The organism is Pseudomonas simiae, from assembly GCF_000934565.1.
Classification (GTDB): Bacteria; Pseudomonadota; Gammaproteobacteria; order Pseudomonadales; family Pseudomonadaceae; genus Aquipseudomonas; species Aquipseudomonas simiae.
Genome location: NZ_CP010896.1, coordinates 1,841,238 through 1,860,226 on the forward strand (window position 1 = coordinate 1,841,238; position 18,989 = coordinate 1,860,226).

Below are 18,989 nucleotides of genomic sequence, written 5' to 3' on the forward strand. Positions count from 1 at the left end.
TGGAGAGAGTTTAGGTGGGGTTGGTCGGGTGGGCGAATTGGCGTTCGCTATAGCGTTCATAGGACCGGTTGCGTAATTCACGTTTTTGATTTTTATAGAGTATTGTCTGCCCAGTTATAGTCTCTTGGTTCGGGGTTATTTATATACACTGTCGGCCCTTCCATGGAAAGCCACTTGGCTGTGAGTTCAATAGAAGCATTTTTTGAGTTTGCGGTGAGCAAGAAGTACCCGTTTTCTCGCTTTATATTTATTATAAATATGTCCCTGTGCGGGAGGTTTACTATTTTTAAGTTGCTAACCTCGGAGCAGCTTAGTGCAATTCTGCACGTGTTATATCCTTTGTTCTTCCATTTTTCAGGCAACACATCAGGGAAGTCTGGTATGTCAAAACCTATTCCAAAAGAGGGTTGGTCATTTTCTATGCCCAGTGAATGAATGTAAGCTTTGCCGATTTCAATCGGTTGGCTGAACACTTTGTTAAAAAATATACTCCCGTCAAGATCGTTCCAGTGTTTCATTTTTTATCCTTGAATACGTAATGGTCTTTTGTTCCCGGAACACTGCCGGTTCGCGGTGTCTCAAATGGACGCAGATTGAAGTGAGCGCCTTGATTGCCAGCTCCGTTTGGAGCGCCGAATTTATGCCCGGCTGAATGGTCTTGTATTAACACTTTGGATCCATCAGCCCTCGTATATTGGTAGACCCTCGTGTGAATAGGTTTTCCCGAGCTATCTAAAATTGCTTTTCCGTTTATATCTGACATTTTCACAATGCTGTATTGTTTTTTTGTGCCAGACCTCGGAGCGGTAATTACATCAGGTTGTTGTGCCATCGGTATATTGGCGTCTCTTTTTGCTTCGCGGAACGCTCCTTTACGAGATATATCAGGTACGTCAGGTTCAACAGGTACAGCGCAGGTTGGGTTTTTCTTTACTGAGCCAGTGCAGTTAGCATTTAGCCCAAGGGGGTCCACCCAACCCGTAGGATTGGGCGCGTACTGGTACGTGTTGATCCCACCCGCCAGCTTCACCGGGTCCGGCGTCAGGTAACGGCCGATATCCGGATTGTAGTAGCGATGGCGGTTGTAGTGCAGCCCGCTTTCTTGGTCGAAGTATTGGCCTTGGAAGCGCAGCGGGTTGTCGACTTTTCCGATATCGACGCGGGTGATTTCACCGTAAGCACGGTAGTGCGCGGACCAGACGATTTCGCCGTCGGGGTTGGTGAGTTCCTGTGGGGTGCCGAGGTGGTCGAGTTGGTAGTGGTAGGCCTTGGTTTCCTTTGGGCCGAAGCCTTCCAGCAGGGCCAGCGGGCGAAAGGTGTCCGGTTCGTAGAGGTAACTGCGATGGCGGTTCGCGTGGTGCTCGGCGATGAGTGTGTCGCCCTGCCAGAAAAACTCCGTAGTGATGCCGTCAACGGTTTTGCTGATACGCCGCCCAAACGGGTCGTAGCGGTAGCTGGCGGTTTGGCCGTTGGGTTGGGTGGTGCCGATCAGGCGATGCTGGCAGTCGTAGCGGTATTCGGTGACGAGGGTGTGGCCCTTGCCACGTCGTTCGCGGATGAGGTTGCCGAAGGCGTCGTAGTCGTAGTGATGGTCACCTTGGATCATCAGGCGGTTGCCGGCGACGATGTCGGGGCCGGGGCGGTTTTGCATGAGCAGGTTGCCGGCGGGGTCGTGGGCGAAGCGTTCCTGCTCACCTTGGGAGTGGTCGGCGCGGATGAGGCGGCTCAGTGCGTCATAGTGGTAGTGGTGTTCACCTTTACGGGTATCTAGGCGCCGGGTGAGGTTGCCGCATGTGTCGTAGTGATACTGGCGCTGGTAAATGGCACCTTCGACGTTGCACAGTCCGTGGTTGAACAGGCGCCCCTGAGTGTCGTACTGGTAACTGCTGAGCAGCTTTCCCTGGCCTCTTTGGTGTTCTCGACCGGTGTCGAATAGATGAGCGGTGAGCGTTTGGCCATTTACCTCGACCTTCCCAAGCAGGCCGCCTTTGGCATGATTGAACGTCACCCGGTTGTTGTCCGGTAGGCGCAAGGTTTGCAGGTTGTCACAGGCGTCGTAGCCGTAGCGCAGGGTGCCCCAGCCTTGGTGCTCGGCGGTGAGGCGGTTTTGGCTGTCGTACTCGTAGGCCAGCGCCCAGTGGCCATCCTCGACGCTTAAGAGGTTGCCTTGGCGGTCGTAGGCGTAATCGACTTGGTTGCCGTCGGGCAGGGTTTTTCTTACGAGTCGACCGGCATGGTCACGCTCGTAACGGGTAACCAGCTGACTGCCGTCATCGCCGTGTTCGGTCTTCTCCTGCAGGTTGCCGTTGAGGTCATAGACGTAAGCGGTGCGCTGGCCGTCAAATCCTGTTTCCTGTTGGATCAGGCCATTGGCGTGATACTGGAGTCGGTAGGTTTCGCCCACCTCGTTTTCGATCTCGGTCAGCAATAACCTAACGTTGTCGTACCGGTATTTGACCTGAGTGCCATCAGCGTTGATGCGACGGCTGATCAGGTGCAGGCCGTCGGCGTATTCGTAGCGGGTGACGTGGCCGAGTTCATTACGTTCGGAGGTGATTTTTCCGTAAGCGTTGTAGCTGTATTCCCGTGTGGCACCGCCCGGTAGCACAACACGGATCAACCGACCCACGCTGTCCCATTGATACTGGGTTAGCGCCCCCTGTGCATCTTCACGGGCAACCTGTCGCCCAAGGTCGTCATAGCAATAGCGCTTGATGACGCCGTTCGGCAACTGCTCCTCAAGCAACTGCCCACGCTCATTCCACACCAGCCGATGACAGCTGTGATCCGGGTACCAGACACCAACCAGTTGCCCATATTTGTTGTAGCTGTAGTCAGTAGCGTTGCCGTCAGGATCGGTCTTGCGCGTCACGTCGCCCTGGTCATTACGCTCGTATTTCCAGACCGCCTGACCCCGCCTTACAACCCGTACGAATCCATTGTCATGCTCGTAGGTCGTCGGCTCATCGTCCCCCGGAAACAGCGCCACCAAACGCCCGGCTTCGTCGTACTGATACGCCGTGATCGCTCCCAGCGGATCCTGCTCAACCGTCAGTCGGCCTTTGTCATCGTAGGATTTAAAGTGTTGGGCACCGTCAGGGTCCACGCGCTGCACCAGCCGCGCCCGCTGGTCATGCACGTAGACTTCCTGGCTTCCGTCGGCGTTAAACACCGTGACCTGCCCGTTGTCATCCCAGGCGTACCGCGTGTCCATCTGCGTGAAACTGGCCCAATGCCGGACACACCGAGCGGCCTTGCCAGCCCGTTCCCACGCCCAAAAGAAACTCGCTCCACCGGCCAAGCCACGCTCAAGAATCACGTGCTGCTCGTCGTACCGATAAACCTCGCTTTCGCCTACAGCGTTGGTCGCACAAACCAGTCGTCCACCAGCGTCATAGGCGTAGGAAACAACGTTCTGCTCCGTCACCCAGACAAACGGGCCGTCATCCACAGCCCGCTCAATCTGGTAATCCACCGCCACAATGCGGCCCGACGCATAGCGCAAAAACAACGAGCGCCCGACGCCGTTATCCAACCGCTCAATCTGCCCCAGGTAATTACGGGAAATGCGCAGCCGGTTGTCATAGGCATCGCTGATCGCTGTCAGCACACCGTCGTGGAAGTGGTAGAAACGTGACCCTTGAGACAGGACTAACTCATCGGGCACAGCCCCCAGGTAGATCGCCGCTTCGGCCAGGCTGTTGGTGATCGCGGGCCGAGAAGCGGTGGGCAGGGGCAGGGTGGTCGAGCGATTTTCATGATCGGTCCACACCACCGCATCCCCGGAAACACTCAGCCGATGCGCCAGCGAGTGACTCCAGCCAAACCCCAACCCGCAGTCCATTTCCACCGCACTGGTGCGGTACAAGCGGGTCCACTCAAACGGCAAGAGCCCGTCCAGCGTTCCATCGGTGAGGGTCAGCAGTTCCTCGCCCGTGACCATGGACACCGGGCACCCGTTGGTGGCGGTCTTGTCCGAAGACGCAGCGACATTCCCAGCCGGGTTTCGAGCAGAAGCAGGCACATCGTCGACAGTCTCCTGCCGAACCAACACCGTCCGTTGCGTGGCCTTGTCCCGAACCAGCGGTACCGGGTTGGCAACCACCTGATCCCCAACCTTCAATGGCACATCCGGAATTACTCTGATCGGCGTCGCCGCGCTGCCCAGCAACAACGGCTTGGCCGCTTCGACATGCGCGTCCAACCGAGGCCCGACGAGCTGATCGACCAGCCTTTCCAGCCATCTACGCACGCGACCCGACTTGATAGGCCCCAACACCTGCAGACCCAGTCGAACGTGTACGCCCATGCCCCGCGTCGTCCAGATCAAAAACAGATTGATCAGCACCTCACCGGTGATTTCGCCCGCCAGTTCATACATCTCTGGCGGCGCAAGCATGCGTATCCAGGCGACCATTGCCGACAGATAGATGAACAACAGTGGCTCATCGCTCAGCATCAGCAGGCCATGGGCGATGGCGTCCTTGCCCAGTTTTAGCAGCTCGTCCAGTTCGGCCTGGGTGATGTACTGCAGCAATTTCTCGCTATTGGCCTTGAGGTCCGCCAACAGGTCGTACAGTTGCGTGACGTTATCCCAGAGGTTATAGAGCGCCTTACCGATCCCACCCGCAAACGCCACGCCCTGCATCGCACTTCGCTCGAACGGCGTGGCGCTGGCGAAGTCTTTCCATCGCGGCTTGAAGGTCTTCGTCCATTCATCACGCAGGCGATGTTCCAGCCCGGCGATCACCGACTGATAAGACGCATACAGCGCCTTGACGTGTGCCTTGGAAACGTTGGGGTAAAAGGTGACCTGGTAGCGTTGATCGCGGACGCACTCGTTGACTTCAAGAATGCCGCTGGCATCGATGGTTCGTCGGATAGGGGCACCGAACGGCTTGCCGTCCGATCCGATGGCTTGCAGCATCACCGGCGTATTGCCGATAGGAACAAACCGCGTGCTTTCAAACATGTGCACCAGGGTCAATGAGCCCTGAGCCTTGCAGACGGCGACCGTGCGATTGGGTTTTTTGGAGGACGCGGGAGCGACGAGGGCAACGTCTTCCCCGACTCTGAATACTTGCTCCACGTCCAGCGCTGAACCACTCCAGAAGCTCTCGGCCCATTCGTCAAATGAGTTCAGGCACGACCTGAAGTCACGAAAGACGGTTTCCACGTCCGGCGTTTCGGCATCCATGGGGTAGAGGACGAACTGCGCAATAACGGGAATCATGAAACGGCCCCATTGAGTGGGGCACTGATAGAGAAGAGCATCGGCGGTCCCTCGCGCTGATTGGTCAGGCGAGAGACTTTGGAGAGGTTGGCAGGGAAAAGAAGTCGGCGTTATTCGCCAGGAAGGCTAGGAAGTTTCGCCAAGACCTCGGGTAAACCGAGGCTCGGTTGTAGGAGGGAGATTACAGGTTGAACAGTCCTACAGCTTCAACTGCCCAATCGCCTTGCTCAGTTCTCCGGCCAGGGTGGCCAGTTGATTGCTGGTGGTCGCCGAGTCGACGGTCTGCTGCACCGTGTTCTCGGTCACGTCGCGAATGCTGACGACCGCGCGATTCATTTCTTCGGCCACGTGGCTTTGCTGTTCGGCGGCGACGGCGATCTGGGTGTTGCTTTCGCGCATCTGCGCCACGGCACCGGTGATTTCGGCGAGCGCGGCGCCGGCCTCCTGGGCTTGATGCACGCAGTCGTCGGCCTTGAATGAGCTTTCCTGCATGAAGTCCACCGCGTCGCGGGTGCCCGCTTGCAGAGCCGAGACCATGCGGGTGATTTCATCGGTGGAGCTTTGCACGCGCTTGGCCAGGTTGCGCACTTCGTCGGCGACCACGGCGAAGCCACGGCCCATTTCTCCGGCGCGGGCGGCTTCGATGGCGGCGTTGAGGGCGAGCAGGTTGGTCTGCTCGGCGATGCTGTGGATCACGCTGACCACGCCGTTGATTTTCTGGCTGTCTTCGGCGAGCTTCTGGATCATTACGGCGGTTTGTTGCACGCCGGTGGACAGGCCGGCGATCGAGCGTTGTACCCGGGTGACCACTTCCTGGCCGCTGCCGGCGAGGGTATCGGCGGTCTGGGAGAGATCCCTTGTGGCGCCTGCGTGTTGGGCAATGTGATGAACCGTTGCAGTCATCTCGTTGATGGCGGTGGCGGCCTGGTCGGTTTCACTTTGCTGGCCGAGCATGCCGTGCTGTACCTCGTTCATGCTGCTGGCCAGCCGTGCGGCGCCATCGTCCAGTTGCCGGGCGGTGTGCGCCACGGTGTTCACGACGCGCTGGTAACCGGCCTGCATCGCGTTGAACGCGCTGGCCATCTGGCCGACTTCGTCCTTGCACGCCAAGGGTACGCGAGCCGACAGATCGCCGGTTTTCTCTACGTGCAGCATCACGTCCTTGAGGGTGTTGAGCTGGCTGAGCAGGAAGCGGATCAGCAATTGCGACGCGCCGAGCATCGCCAGCATCAGGATCAGGACCGCCACTGCATAGTTGGCGAAGCGTTCCTCGAACACTTGGCTCAAGCTGGGCGCGTAGGCAAGGACGGCAATGTATTGACCATCAGGGCGGGCGACGACTTCAGCGCCCAGCAGCGGGTTATCACCGAACACGGGCATAGGGTTGAACTCGACCCAACCCGTGGCGCTGCCCAGGGCTGACAGATCCTGATCGGCCAATTGTGGGATTTGGCCGCGCTTGAACGTCAGCCAGTGCTCGCCCTTGGGCAGTGTTTCCCCAGCCGGCCAGGCGTCTAGCAGCCGCGCTTGTGCCTGCGCCGAGGCGTGGGAGGCCGTGCTGCGCGCCTGTTGTTCAAGTTGCACGGCATACAGCACCAGCAACAAAGTAGTGATGAAGGCGACCGCGTTGACGGCCCAGAATTTGTACTTCAGCGAGATATTGCTAAGCCAGGCACCCATGGAAGGTTTTCTCTGATAGCGGAAACAGCATTGGCAAGGTGCCATTATTGTGCCGCTATCGAGTCAAACGGTTTTGACGTGGGTCAATGCACCGCATCAATCCACTTCAGGCAGTCCAAAAAAGCGACGGGCGCATGCCGTGCTGTGGCGGGCGAGGTCTTCCATGCTTTCGTTTCGATGCAGGGCGACTTCGCGCAGGACTTCCGGTAGGTACGCCGGCTCATTCCGGCCATTTTTCGGCTTGGGGCGCAGGGTGCGTGGCAGCAGATAAGGGGCGTCGCTTTCCAGCATCAGACGCTCACGAGGAATTTCCCTGACAAGTGGGTGCAGGTGTGTCCCACGGCGTTCGTCGCAGATCCAGCCGGTGATGCCGATGTGCAAGTCCAGGTCGAGGTAGCTGAACAACGCCTGCTGTTCGCCGGTAAAGCAATGCACCACGGCGGCCGTGAGATGGTCGCGGTAGTCCTTGAGAATTTCCAACAGGCGCTGGTTGGCGTCACGTTCGTGGAGGAACACCGGCAACTTCAGCTCGACGGCCAGGGCCAAGTGTTCTTCCAGGACTTTTTCCTGCTGCGGTCGCGGGGAGAAATCCCGGTTGAAATCCAGCCCGCATTCACCCACAGCCCGTACGCGGCTTTCGCTGAGCAAACCGCGCAGACGCTTGGCGCTGTCGCCGTTCCAGTCGCTGGCGGAGTGGGGGTGGATACCCGCGGTGCTGAACAGGCGTTGGCCGCTTTCATCCAGTTTTTCGCATAACTCCAAGGCCTGTTCGCTGCCCTCAATGTGGGTGCCGGTGAGCACCAATTGCTGTACGCCGGCGGCGTAGGCTCGGTCGAGTACAGCCTGGTGCTTCTCGTCGAAACTGGAGTTGGTCAGGTTGACGCCGATATCAATGAGTTGCATGGTGCTATCTCCGCCTGCGGCCGGAAAGCATATCAGAGCTGTAGATTTATAAGAAAAACGAAGAACTACAACGAGTTATAGCTGTCTTTGAACGTCGCAAGTTCATTGTGGTGGGCCGAACGCCTTACCCTGTGCCACCGTTGCGCGCAAAGCCTGCGCATAAAGCGCTCTGTTTCTGACACCCACCGCCTCGTTTTTCGCGAGCGCGTTGGCCAGTATTCTTTTCCGGAGAGCGGATGATCCGACCCTCGGCGTTGCTTATGTTGTGCCTGACGTTGCTGCTGCCCGTGGCGGCGGTTGCGCGTCTGGACGGGCCGCTGGAAGTGACCAAGCCCGGCAAGGTCCGCGACCTGGCAGAGATTCGCTCCAGTCGCACCCTGCGCGTATTGGTCAATCAGAGCCGTAACAGCTCCGGCGAGGTCCAGGGCCAGGCCATCGGCGTCGAGTACCATCGCCTGCGCGCCTTCGAGCAATACCTCAATGGTCATGCCCGTGATGGCCAGGAAATCAACCTCAAGATCATTCCCAAGGCCAAGGACCAGTTGCTCGGCGCCCTGGCCCGTGGCGAAGGTGACCTGGTGGCACCGGGTGAATTGCTTGATGTGAAGGCGGCGCACAAGATCAGCGCCAGCGATCCGATTGTCAGCGATGTGCCGCTGTGGCTGGTGGGTGTGAAGGGCGAGCGGCGGTTCACCAAACTGGAGCAACTGTCCGGTCGCACCCTGGCGCTGACCACCGGGAGCGCGGCGGCGGATGCCATCAGCCAGGTCAATCAGAAGCTGGCGTTGCACAAGCAACCGCCGGTGAAAGTGGAGTGGGTGGACCCGACCCTGGCTGTGGAAGATGTACTGGAAATGGTCCAGGCCGGCATTTTTCATCTGACTATTGTTGAAAAGCCGATTGCCGAACGCTGGTCGAAGATCCTGCCCAAGTTGCGATTTGATAAGCAGGTAGCGATCAGCGAACCGGGCGACGAATACTGGTTCGTGCGCCAGGATGCCTCGATGCTGCGGGCCAGTATTGATCGATTCCTCAAGACCTACCGGACGCCGGCCGACCAGGATGTGGCGTTCCAGCGTATTTACCGGCGTCTCTATCAAGTACGCAACCCCCTGGCACGCGTTGACCGCCAACGCCTGGAAAAACTGCGCCCGGTATTACAAAAACATGCCCGCGAGCAAGGCATGGATTGGTTGAACCTGGCGGCACTCGCCTTCAAAGAGTCGGCGCTTGATCCGGGTGCACGCAACAGTGGTGGTCCCACCGGCCTCATGCAGATCACGCCGTCCGCGGCGCAGCGAGTGGGGGTCAACAATATCGAGAGCCTTGATAGCAATGTGCAGGCGGGTGCGCGCTACCTGGCGATGATCCGCCGCAAGTTCTTTGCCAGTCCCAAGCTCAACGAGCGCGAGCGGATGGCGTTTGTACTGGCGGCCTACAACATGGGGCCGGAGCGGGTGCAGGGCATGCGCACCGAAGCCAAGCGCCGGGGGCTGAACCCGAATCAGTGGTTCTTCCAGGTTGAACGCATCGCCATGGAGCAAGTAGGGATGGGCGGCGTCAGCTATGTTAATAGCGTCAACAAGTACTATTTGGCGTTCGAGAGGGAGCGAGAGTCCCTGGAGCCGCCAGCGCCGAAAATCGCCTCACGTAAGTAATCGATTTAATCGATATTAATCAGGCATTTTTTCGGCTTTTATCATTGCCTAAACTGATTAATATAGCGGCCAACCACCCCCTACTTAGAAAAGGATTATCACCATGAGCCCACTGATCAACAGCATCCTGGCCACCCGCGCCGGTTACGGCCTGACCATTTTGCGCATTGTCGTCGGCATCATTTTTGCCGCCCACGGTTCGCAGAAACTCTTCGGCTGGTTTGGCGGCTACGGTCTGGCCGGTACAGCCCAGTGGATGGAAAGCATCGGCCTGGCGCCGGGTACTCTGATGGCGCTGTTGTCGGGCGGCACCGAGTTCTTTGCTGGCCTGGCGTTGATTATCGGCCTGCTGGCTCGCCCTGCGGCACTGGGCCTGACCATCCTGTCGCTGGTGGCGATCTTCTCGGTGCATATCCATAACGGCCTGTTCATGGCCAACAACGGTTATGAGTTCGCGCTGGCCTTGCTCGGTGGTTCGCTGGCGGTGCTGCTGGAAGGCGCCGGAAAGCTGTCTGCGGATCGCGCCATCGCCAACTGATCCCCGTAGAACCTTCAAGAGGCCCGCCATGTGCGGGCTTTTTGCTGATCTGGATTCTTGACACCGCCCCTCCGGCTTCTCTAGGATGCCGCTCATGCGCCGATTTAAACAGCTAATTGCGGGGCGCCATGGGTGATCGTTATCGGTCCCGACAGAAGCATGCTCCATGCTTCGAAATTCCGCTAAAGCGCTGGTTCGGTGTTGCCTCTCACCTGCCCGCAGACTTTTGAGGCAGAGACACGACACGATGAATGCACTACGCCCCCTGATACGCCTGGCTCCGATCACTGCGGACCTCACTCAACGCAATCCTAAAATCCTCCTGGGCGGCAAGCACCAGCCGACGCTGTTGCGTTACCTGGACGGCTGGCCGCGTCGTACGGGCCGACCTTCCGCGTTCCTGATCCAGTTTGTCGAAGATGGCGATTCCCTTGCGCGGTTTGCCAGCAACAGTTTCGACCTTGCCGTTATCCAGGCGCCAAGTGCAAGCGACGCCGATGAGGTCATCCGTCAGTTGACCCGCATTGCTCGGCAAGGGCTGATCGCCCGTCGTTGAGCGTTCAGTGAATCATACTGCCGGCTTTGAGCCGACGACGGCGTTGGCCCAGAAAGACCATCCAGGCGATCAGGCATAACGTCAGGGGTATCGCAAAGGTCACGACCAGTTTTATAGCCCACTCCATATGGCGTACCTGGGCATAAGCTTCGAGCTCCAGGGCATGCAGCTCCATGGGCAGGCGCAGACGCTCCTTGTTGAGCGCCTGCAACCGCGTGGTGGTATCCACTGCCTGGGTGCCGAGGGCGGTTGTCCACGGGCTGAGCCGTTGCCATTCTTGTTCCGTGCGTTGCAGACGCCGCTCCAGTTCGCCGGCTTTCACGCGATAGGCCTGCTTCGCGACTTTGCGCATAGCTTCCAGCCGGTTTGACGAACGTTCCTGCGCCACGCGCGGGCGAATGGCGGCGAGTGTGTCGGGGGCGGACAGGTTGTCCAGCGTATTCAAGACAAACAGCGCGTTGCCGTCCGGCGCGGAGTTGTTGACCTTGTCCATGAGCATGTCCGTGTCAGCAACCACCACGACATGAATATTGGCCGCTTTTTGCAAACCGGGCGGCAGCCCGTTGATGCCATCGGGAAACACCGAATAGCTCGGCCCCTCGATACGCGCAGCAATCACATGAGATCGTTCCTGATTCGACGCCTCTTCCATCAATGCGTCGATCTTGGCTGCGCTCGTGAGGCTATTGGCATCCAACAGGACAGACTGTTCGGAACTTTGTAGGATCGGGGTGAAGGTCGTGCGGCTCTTGCCCAGTTGGGAGAGGGCGCCACTGCTCGATACCGTCACCCTATTGAGGTTCCAGGTACTGATGTCATTTGTGTTCATCGCCTGGCGGGGCAGGTTCAATCGCACCTGATTGGGCGCGCCCGGGGTTTCCCGTGGCGTGTAGAGGTCGTCGACCACCAGCTTGTTCGTCGGCATCTGGATACCCCAGGCCGCCAGCAACTCGTTCAGTCGAGTGTTTTCGGGGGGAAGGTTTGAACGTTGTTCAGTCAACGGGTCGATAAACATCATCAATCTGCCGCCCCTCAAGACAAATTGTTCTATTGCATACAGGGCTCGCTCAGACAACGCCTGTGGGTGCACGACCAGCAGCGTTTTGATCGGCTGGGGGACGGATGCGGCACTCGGCTCCAGGTTGACCAGGTCGAACGCCTGCCGCAGTTCCTGCAACAGCCGGCTCGCAGATTCGTCCATCGCCAGCCCCGACAGTAACGCAACGACCGGGCGCTCCGGGTGCTGCAATTTATAAAGCAGATGGCCGATTTCATACTCAAGCAAAGGCTCTTGGTCGAGGCTGAAGGCGCCGATGCGCCGCACACCGTGACCGACACGGGTGCCGATGAGGCCGAGAAAACCCGCATTGTCGTCAAGTCCTGACAGTCGGGCTTTGTAGGCGTCCTCCGAAAAAGGGGCCGGTTCAATAAGGTGCAGGTTGATCATGCCATTGGCCGTTTCCTCATATTCCTTGAGCAGGTCTTCAATGCGCTTGCTGTAGCGTTGTAGCGCGTAGCTTCTTTTCAGGTTGTTGTTGGAGTTGAAATAATACAAGTCCACCGGGTCTTCCAGTGCAGTCAGCAGCTGTTTTACGGCAGGCGCTAAAGTGTGGATTTTTTGCTCGGAAAGGTCCCACCGTAGATCAGGCAGTTTGCCTACCCAAACCAGATTGAACGCCAGGAAAAGCAGGAGGGTGACGGTGAGTGTCATGCTGTTGCGCAGCGAGGACCGCATTAAGAGTTTCCCTTCTCAGCTGTGTTTGTAGTTGAGGGTGACAGTCGTCGCAGTGAGAAAGGCGAGAATCATACTGATGAAGTAAAGCGTGTCCCGAAGTGTGAGTTTCCCATCATCGATGTTGCTGAATCGCAACGTAGGGCTAAGTGCTGCCAAGCTGTCAATCAGCGCGATAGGGGCTTGATGTTCAAGCGCATCCAAGATGGCAGAAAGCCCGCTGGCTGTCAGAAGCAGGCCCAGGGTCAATCCGAAAACGACGGTGCGTTGGCGTACAAATGCACAAATAAAACAACCCACCGACAAGTAACTGCCCGCGAGTAACCAACTAACGACCCATTGCGAAGCAATAACGCTGTTGTCGGGCTTGCCCAAGTAGTTGGCGATGATGACCAGAGGAAACATCAGTAACAGGGCTGTGCCTGCTACGAGCCAGGCGGCGAGGAATTTTCCGATCACCCATTCATAGGTTGTGATGGGCATGGTTTTCATCAGCCCGAGAAAACCTGCACTGGATTCATCCGCCCAGAGTTGCGTGGCCAAGGCAGGCGTCAGTAACAAGTACAACCAGGGGTGAAACTGGAAGAAAACCTGCAAGTCACTGCTGTTCTGTTCTGGCCACGGGCTTACGTATCTTCCCAATGTCACTGACAGTATCAGGAAGACGGCAATGTGCAGGTAAGTACTGGGTGTGCAGGCATAACTGGCGAGCTGGCGCCTTAAAATGATCGGTAATAATTTCAACGGGGCGCCTCCTGGCTCAGGTGGTGGACCACATCATTCAAGCGACCTGGTTCCAGGCTCAATGAGTTGATTTTCCAGCGGCGACTGGCAATCAGCGTGTTGATATGGGGATAGATGGTGTGCCCCGGCATGGCGAGAACGGTCACCGTGCCGGGTGCATGTCGATGCTCTTCGATGCCAGCCACGCCGGGCAGTACGGCCAGCGCCAGCAGGTCCAGTGGGGTGTCCGCGGCCAAGGTGACGGCCTGGAAATGACGCGAGTCGCGTTGTAGATCAGGCAGTGGGGTGTCGGCGACCAGGCGACCACCCGCGATGACAAGTGCACGTGTGCAGAACTCGGACAGTTCATCGCAATGACGAGAGGCGATGATCACTGTCATTTCTTGCGTCAATGACTGGATAAGCCCCCTGAATGAATGCTTCTGATCAGGCGCGAGCCCTTCGGTTGGTTCATCCAGCAGGAGTAGGGCAGGGCTGTGCAGGATGGCCTGGGCGATGGCGACTTTGCGTTTCCAGCCGATGGAGAGCGCATCGAGGGGGGCATTGAGCACCGCAAACAGATCCAGTCGCGCTACCGCCTGTTCCAGCCGCGCGCGTTTGTCTGCGCCGTGGAGGCCGCGAACGGCCGCGATGAATTTAAGGAACGCGCTGACGGACATCGTTGGATGGCCAAGGTCCATGGACAGTTGATAGCCAACGCGTTGTTTTGCTTTAAGTGCGTGGGTTTGTATATCGAACCCCTGGATTTTTATATGACCGCTGGACGGCTGCGTTGAACCTGCTAATAGGTCGAGCAGGGTAGTTTTCGCCGTATGATCCTGCCCGAATAATCCCAGGCATTCTTGTTGAGTGGCGCTGAATGAAAGGTCGCTGAGTATGGTTGTGTTACCCGTGTGTTTTGTCAGGTTGCTTATTTCGATCATTTTTTTTACCGAAAAAGTTTGGCATGACGTAAGGGGCGTGAAAAAAGGGTACGGGTAATGGCCACTTTTGGGAATGTCGATAACGCTTATTAAGAGAAGTCCTACGCGCCGGTTAGACAGGCCGCTGAAACAATGTGCTAGGTTTCGGAATGTCCAATTTTTGAATGTTTATTTATTGTTTAGATAAACTTCTGCCCTGCACAATGAGGCCTGAATGCCATGATGTTGCTACGTACCCTTGTTCTTGAGCGCAACGGTCAAGATGCTCCAGTTAACGGTGCACTGCTCTGTGGGTTTGCCGTAGGTCAGACGGCCTCTAACTTTCTTGTCTACAGTATGGATGAGGAAGTAGAGCCGGAAAGTTCCAGGGTTTATATCGCCGTGTTACGTAAGAAAGTTGATCGCTACTTCCTGGGCGCGGTTGAGTCCAGGGAAGATCTGCAGTTGGCATTACATGTGTTTAAGCAAATTCTGACGTTGGCCGCTTCGGGAATGAAGGCGGGCGGGGTTACGGAAACCCAGGTGCCCTATCATTTTGTTGATTTGAAAGGCTGCAAGCTGCCGCCTGCCAGGCCCGAGGACCATCATTCGGTGATCATCAAGAAGGCGCTGGTGATGAAGGTGATCACCCTGGGCATGTCTGCGCCGACGCTGCCGGCGATCGAAAGCGCTTCAGTGATCGTGCCATCCATTCGTTTCTCGTCGCAAATGAGTTCATCTCCCAAAGCGATGACCCCTTCCGAGCCCGTCCGGGCACCTGTGCATCAACAGTCCGTTGAGGAAAGCCGACAGCTACCTGTCGAGGCTCCCTCAATGATGGCGCCGGCCTCACCGGCCGATGGGTTGGAACCACCGAAACGCCCACCGCCCGAAGACCCCAGTACGCTGTTCGAAGTGGACAGCACATTGACCAATCTGGCCCGCGTTGCTCAAGAGCTGACTCAGCAAAAGTTGGCAGCCATCGAACGGGAATCGGCACTTGAGCAATGGCAGGCGCGATTGCAGCAGGAGCAGGAACAATTGGATCAGAAGGTTCGAGAGTTGGAACAACGCACCACTCAATTGCATGATCATTCGCTTGCCGTCAGCCAGAGGACCGAAGCCCTGAAGGTGATGACGTCGCAGGTATCGGGCTTGCGACAGAGTTTGCGGGGAGTACTGCTTGAGCTGGATCAGGCGTTGGATGGCTAGACTGGCCTGGCTACTTTCGCCGGTTCATTTATCATCAACGCCAGCCAGCCGGCGCCTGGGCTTTGAGCACAGGCGGATCGGCACCTATGGACATTGCCTCGGGATGCAAGCGTTTGAGTACCAAGCTGATTACCAAAGAAGGTCATGAAGCGCTGAAGAAGGAGCTGGATTACCTGTGGCGCGAAAAGCGCCCGGACACCACGCGCAAAGTGACCTGGGCGGCCTCGCTGGGAGATCGCAGCGAAAACGCCGATTACCAGTACAACAAGAAGCTGCTGCGTGAGATCGACCGTCGCGTGCGCTACCTGCGCAAGCGCCTGGAAGACATGCGTGTGGTGGAGTACATGCCCGAGCAAGAGGGCAAGGTGTTCTTCGGTGCTTGGGTAGACATCGAAAACGAGCAGGGTGAGACCAAGCGTTTTCGCATTGTCGGCTATGACGAGATTTATGATCGAATGGACTACATCTCCATCGATTCACCCATGGCGCGTGCGTTGTTGCGCAAGCAGGTAGACGATGAGGCTATCGTGCAGACCCCGAGCGGAGAAGTGTGCTGGTGGATCACCCGCATCGAATATGTGAAGTGAGCGAAGTCGGCCCGCATTCAGTAATGAACGCGGGCCGACTGCGTTTCAGCCTTCGCGTAGCACGGTCAGTGGGCTGGCATTGAGCGCACGACGAGTGCCAAACACACCTGCACCACCGATCAGTACGGCACCGATCACCGGCAGCAGCAACAGCCACGGATGAGGCTGCCAGGCCAGGTCAAACGCATAGCGATACAACACAAAGGTCACCAACTCGGTCCCGAGCGCTGCGAGCAGGCCACTCACGGCACCCAGCAAACCGAACTCGATGCGCCTGGCCTTGACCAATAGCTTGCGCTCGGCGCCCAGTGCGCGCAGCAGTGCCCCTTGTCGGATGCGCTCATCCAAGGTGGCTTGCAGGCCGGAGAACAGCACCGCCATCCCCGCCGCCAACACAAACAGCAGCACGTATTCCACCGCAAGGGTCACTTGCGCAAGGATGCTGCGCAACTGCTCCAGCAGCGCCTCAACCTGCAAGATGGTCACCGCCGGGAATGCCCGCGACAGGTCGACGATCTGCTGGTCATGCCCTGGCGCCAGGTAGAAGCTGGTCAGGTAGGTGGTCGGCAGATCCTTCAAGGTGCCCGGTTGGAAGATCATGAAGAAGTTGGGCTGGAAGTTGTCCCAGTTGATGGTCCGCAGGCTCGTTACCCGCGCTTCACGATTTTCACCGCCGACCGTGAACACCAGGTGGTCGTCGAGCTTGAGCTTGAGGCTTTCCGCCACCTTGGCTTCGACAGAGACGCCAGGGACTTCATCGGTGGGTTGTTGTGACCACCACGAGCCCGCGGTCAGGGCGTTGCCCGGCGGCAGTTCGGCGGCCCAGGTGAGGCTCAGGTCGCGTTGCACCGCGCGATCACCGCTGGAGTCCTTGCTGACGATTTCCTGTACGGGTTCGCCGTTAATACTGATCAAACGTCCCGGCACCACCGGATACAGCGGTGCGGATTGCGCTTGCAGTTCCAGCAGGCGGGCGCCAAAGGCGTCCTTGTCGGCTGGCAGGATATTCAAGGCGAAATAGTTGGGCGCATCCTTGGGCAACTGGTTTTGCCAGGTGTCGAGCAACTCGCCGCGCAACAGGGCGATCAAGCCCATGGACAGCAGGATCAAGCCGAAGGCCAGGGATTGACCCGCCGCCGCCAGTGGGTGACGCAACAGTTGGCCCAGGCCCAGGCGCCAAGGCAGTGACGCGCGGGCCAGCAGGCGACGCAGGCTTTGCAACAGCAGCAGGAGCAAGCCGCCGAGTATCAGCGCAGCGACCACGCCGCCGCCCAGCAGGGCGAAGGTCAGCACCAGGTCGAGGCTCAGGCGCCACATGATCAGGCCCAAGGCAAACAGCGCCGCGCCATAGACCATCCAGGTACTGGAAGGAATCGGCAGCATGTCGCGACGCAATACCCGCAGCGGTGGCACACGACCCAGTGCGGCCAGGGGCGGTAGGGCGAAACCGGCGAGGGCGACCAGCCCTGTACCGATCCCGGCGATCGCCGGCAGCAGCCCACCGGGTGGCACGTCCGCCGGCAGCAGGTCGTGGAGGAAATAGAACAGGCCAAACTGCGCCAGCCAGCCGAGCACGGCGCCGGTGAGGCTCGCCAGCAATCCCAGTACGCTCAATTGCAGGCTGAACAGCAACATGGCTTCGCGTCGCGATAATCCCAGGCAGCGCAGCAACGCACTGGCGTCAAAACGTCGGGTTGCGAAGCGGTTGGCCGACAGCGCCACGGCCACACCGGCCAACAGCACGGCCACCAGGCTGGCCATGTTCAGGTAGCGCTCGGCCTTGCCCAGGGCGCCGCCGATCTGCTGGTTGCCGTCCCGGGAGTCCTGCAAGCGTTGGTTGGCGGCGAGGCCTGGCTTGACCAGGTCTCGATAGGTCTGCAGCACGGTGCTGCCCTGTGGGCCGCGCCACAATTCGCGATAACTCACGCGGCTGCCGGGCTGCACCACACCGGTGGCGTCCAGGTCTGCCAGGTTGATCATCACCCTTGGCGTCAGGCTGTAGAAGTTGCCGGCGCGGTCCGGCTCGTAGGTCAGCACGCGGGCCAGGCGCAGCGTCTTCATACCCACATCGATGCTGTCGCCAACCTTGAGGTCCAGCGCGGTCAGCAGGCGCGCTTCCACCCAGGCTTCACCGGGTTTTGGTCCGCCGCCTGGGGTTTCAGCGCCAAAGGGGGCCGCCGCGCTTTTCAGTTCACCGCGCAACGGGTACTGCTCGTTGACTGCCTTGATGCTGGAGAGCTGGATGCCGTTATCGGTGGCAATGACGCTGGAAAATTCCACGATGCGGGCGTGATCCAGGCCCAGTTCGGTGCCTGAGCGGATTTGCTCCGGTCGTGCGGGCGAGCTGCCTTCCAGTACCAGGTCGGCGCCGAGGAACTCGGTGGCGCGCAACAACATGGCGCCATTGAGACGCGCACCGAAGTAACCGATGGCGGTGCTGGCTGCCACGGCCACCAGCAGGGCGAAGAACAACACGCGCAATTCGCCGGCGCGGGCGTCGCGCAGCAATTGGCGCATGGCAAGGCTGAACAGGCGCAACAGCGGCAAACGTGCCATCAAGGCTCCAGGGGCGCGACCATCAGGCCGGCTTCAAGGCGGATCAGGCGTCGGCAACGGTGGGCCAGACGCTCGTCGTGGGTGACCAGCACCAGGGTCGTGCCGCTCTCTTTGTTGAGTTCGAACAGCAGGTCGCTGATGCGCTCGCCGGTGTGGCTGTCGAGGTTGCCGGTGGGTTCATCGGCAAACAGCACGTCCGGTTCTGCGGCAAAGGCGCGGGCAATCGCCACCCGTTGTTGCTCGCCACCGGAAAGTTGGCGCGGCGAGTGGGTCAGGCGTTGGCCCAGTCCGACACGCTCAAGCAAGTGTCGGGCGCGTTCTCGGGCGTCTTTGCGGCCGTCCAGTTCCAGCGGCAGCATGACGTTTTCCAGCGCGTTGAGGCTGTCGAGCAGTTGGAACGACTGGAACACGAAGCCCACGTGCTCGGCACGGATGCGTGCGCGCTGGTCTTCGTCGAGGGTGCTGAGGGCTTGCCCGGCGAGGGTGACTTCGCCGCTGCTGGGCAGGTCCAGGCCGGCCAGCAGGCCGAGGAGGGTGGATTTGCCGGAGCCGGAGCTGCCGACGATAGCCAGGCTATCGCCCTTGTTCAGTTCCAGGCTCAGTTCGTGCAGGATAGTCAGTTCACCTTCCGCGCTGGGAACCACTTTGCTAAGGTTCCGCGCGGTGAGAATGCTTGCGCCCATGGAGA

General features: G+C 58.8%; 14 protein-coding genes and 1 pseudogene. 5 read left to right on the forward strand and 10 right to left on the reverse strand.

From position 1 onward, the window contains the following. Positions 1–92 precede the first annotated feature (92 nt). The 5 genes and pseudogenes from PF1751_RS08365 to PF1751_RS08380 form a co-directional block, all read right to left on the reverse strand. Positions 93–518 carry an Imm50 family immunity protein gene (locus tag PF1751_RS08365; protein WP_044286853.1) on the reverse strand — a complete coding sequence of 142 codons (426 nt, stop codon included), beginning with the start codon at positions 516–518 and terminating at the stop codon, positions 93–95. Continuing rightward, on the reverse strand, positions 515–5,233 hold the full coding sequence (locus PF1751_RS08370; protein WP_044286854.1) for an RHS repeat-associated core domain-containing protein: 4,719 nt from the start codon (positions 5,231–5,233) through the stop codon (positions 515–517). The genes PF1751_RS08365 and PF1751_RS08370 overlap by 4 nt, the downstream gene beginning before the upstream one ends. 198 nt (positions 5,234–5,431) lie before the next feature. Then, positions 5,432–6,316 (reverse strand): methyl-accepting chemotaxis protein, encoded by an 885-nt coding sequence (locus PF1751_RS29790; protein WP_373422441.1) that lies wholly within the window; start codon positions 6,314–6,316, stop codon positions 5,432–5,434. Further along, a pseudogene (locus tag PF1751_RS29795) lies at positions 6,302–6,958 on the reverse strand (HAMP domain-containing protein); the annotation flags it as partial. The gene PF1751_RS29790 and the pseudogene PF1751_RS29795, both read right to left, overlap by 15 nt. A gap of 51 nt (positions 6,959–7,009) precedes the next feature. Continuing rightward, positions 7,010–7,816, reverse strand: coding sequence for a TatD family hydrolase (locus tag PF1751_RS08380; RefSeq protein ID WP_010211895.1), 807 nt, complete (start codon positions 7,814–7,816; stop codon positions 7,010–7,012). Positions 7,817–8,052: 236 nt separating this feature from the next. Between PF1751_RS08380 and PF1751_RS08385 the strand changes: the two genes are divergently transcribed. From PF1751_RS08385 to PF1751_RS08395, 3 genes are all read left to right on the forward strand, one after another. Then, positions 8,053–9,474, forward strand: a complete 1,422-nt coding sequence (locus tag PF1751_RS08385) for an MltF family protein (protein ID WP_038452984.1) — start codon at positions 8,053–8,055, stop codon at positions 9,472–9,474. Positions 9,475–9,577: 103 nt separating this feature from the next. Further along, a complete protein-coding gene (locus tag PF1751_RS08390; protein ID WP_010211891.1) occupies positions 9,578–10,012 on the forward strand; it encodes a DoxX family protein in 435 nt (144 codons plus the stop codon). A gap of 247 nt (positions 10,013–10,259) precedes the next feature. Continuing rightward, positions 10,260–10,568, forward strand: coding sequence for a hypothetical protein (locus tag PF1751_RS08395; protein ID WP_010211889.1), 309 nt, complete (start codon positions 10,260–10,262; stop codon positions 10,566–10,568). Positions 10,569–10,572: 4 nt separating this feature from the next. On the opposite strand, the gene PF1751_RS08400 is transcribed toward PF1751_RS08395, so the two are convergent. The 3 genes from PF1751_RS08400 to PF1751_RS08410 are packed head-to-tail and all read right to left on the reverse strand — an operon-like array spanning position 10,573 to position 13,967. Beyond that, the gene (locus tag PF1751_RS08400; protein ID WP_044286855.1) at positions 10,573–12,303 is read right to left on the reverse strand and encodes a Gldg family protein; all 1,731 of its coding nucleotides are present in this window, start codon (positions 12,301–12,303) and stop codon (positions 10,573–10,575) included. A 15-nt stretch (positions 12,304–12,318) separates the two neighbouring features. Next, positions 12,319–13,044: an ABC transporter permease gene (locus PF1751_RS08405; protein ID WP_044286856.1), complete on the reverse strand. Its 726-nt coding sequence runs from the start codon at positions 13,042–13,044 to the stop codon at positions 12,319–12,321. After that, positions 13,041–13,967, reverse strand: coding sequence for an ABC transporter ATP-binding protein (locus tag PF1751_RS08410; RefSeq protein WP_044286858.1), 927 nt, complete (start codon positions 13,965–13,967; stop codon positions 13,041–13,043). Before PF1751_RS08410 ends, PF1751_RS08405 begins: the two co-directional genes overlap by 4 nt. A 219-nt stretch (positions 13,968–14,186) precedes the next feature. Here PF1751_RS08410 and PF1751_RS08415 point away from each other — a divergent pair, with 219 nt between their 5' ends. Both PF1751_RS08415 and greB read left to right on the forward strand, forming a co-directional pair. Beyond that, positions 14,187–15,158 carry a hypothetical protein gene (locus tag PF1751_RS08415; protein WP_042570781.1) on the forward strand — a complete coding sequence of 324 codons (972 nt, stop codon included), beginning with the start codon at positions 14,187–14,189 and terminating at the stop codon, positions 15,156–15,158. A 113-nt stretch (positions 15,159–15,271) separates the two neighbouring features. Beyond that, the gene (greB, locus tag PF1751_RS08420; protein ID WP_010211882.1) at positions 15,272–15,745 is read left to right on the forward strand and encodes a transcription elongation factor GreB; all 474 of its coding nucleotides are present in this window, start codon (positions 15,272–15,274) and stop codon (positions 15,743–15,745) included. A 45-nt stretch (positions 15,746–15,790) separates the two neighbouring features. Here greB and PF1751_RS08425 read toward each other — a convergent pair whose 3' ends face one another. After that, entirely contained in the window at positions 15,791–18,301 is a 2,511-nt protein-coding gene (locus PF1751_RS08425) for an ABC transporter permease (protein ID WP_010211881.1), read from the reverse strand. Continuing rightward, positions 18,301–18,984, reverse strand: a complete 684-nt coding sequence (locus PF1751_RS08430) for an ABC transporter ATP-binding protein (protein WP_005786391.1) — start codon at positions 18,982–18,984, stop codon at positions 18,301–18,303. The genes PF1751_RS08425 and PF1751_RS08430 overlap by 1 nt, the downstream gene beginning before the upstream one ends. Between the last annotated feature and the right edge of the window lie 5 nt (positions 18,985–18,989).

Bases quoted from the DNA above. Each gene is read 5' to 3' on its own strand.
- PF1751_RS08380 (WP_010211895.1), bottom strand. From the start codon at position 7,816: ATGCAACTCATTGATATCGGCGTCAACCTGACCAACTCCAGTTTCGAC.
- PF1751_RS08430 (WP_005786391.1), bottom strand. From the start codon at position 18,984: ATGGGCGCAAGCATTCTCACCGCGCGGAACCTTAGCAAAGTGGTTCCC.
- PF1751_RS29790 (WP_373422441.1), bottom strand. From the start codon at position 6,316: ATGGCCAGCGCGTTCAACGCGATGCAGGCCGGTTACCAGCGCGTCGTG.
- PF1751_RS08400 (WP_044286855.1), bottom strand. From the start codon at position 12,303: ATGCGGTCCTCGCTGCGCAACAGCATGACACTCACCGTCACCCTCCTG.
- PF1751_RS08385 (WP_038452984.1), top strand. From the start codon at position 8,053: ATGATCCGACCCTCGGCGTTGCTTATGTTGTGCCTGACGTTGCTGCTG.
- PF1751_RS08395 (WP_010211889.1), top strand. From the start codon at position 10,260: ATGAATGCACTACGCCCCCTGATACGCCTGGCTCCGATCACTGCGGAC.
- PF1751_RS08425 (WP_010211881.1), bottom strand. From the start codon at position 18,301: ATGGCACGTTTGCCGCTGTTGCGCCTGTTCAGCCTTGCCATGCGCCAA.
- PF1751_RS08390 (WP_010211891.1), top strand. From the start codon at position 9,578: ATGAGCCCACTGATCAACAGCATCCTGGCCACCCGCGCCGGTTACGGC.
- PF1751_RS08365 (WP_044286853.1), bottom strand. From the start codon at position 518: ATGAAACACTGGAACGATCTTGACGGGAGTATATTTTTTAACAAAGTG.
- PF1751_RS08410 (WP_044286858.1), bottom strand. From the start codon at position 13,967: ATGATCGAAATAAGCAACCTGACAAAACACACGGGTAACACAACCATA.
- PF1751_RS08415 (WP_042570781.1), top strand. From the start codon at position 14,187: ATGATGTTGCTACGTACCCTTGTTCTTGAGCGCAACGGTCAAGATGCT.
- PF1751_RS08370 (WP_044286854.1), bottom strand. From the start codon at position 5,233: ATGATTCCCGTTATTGCGCAGTTCGTCCTCTACCCCATGGATGCCGAA.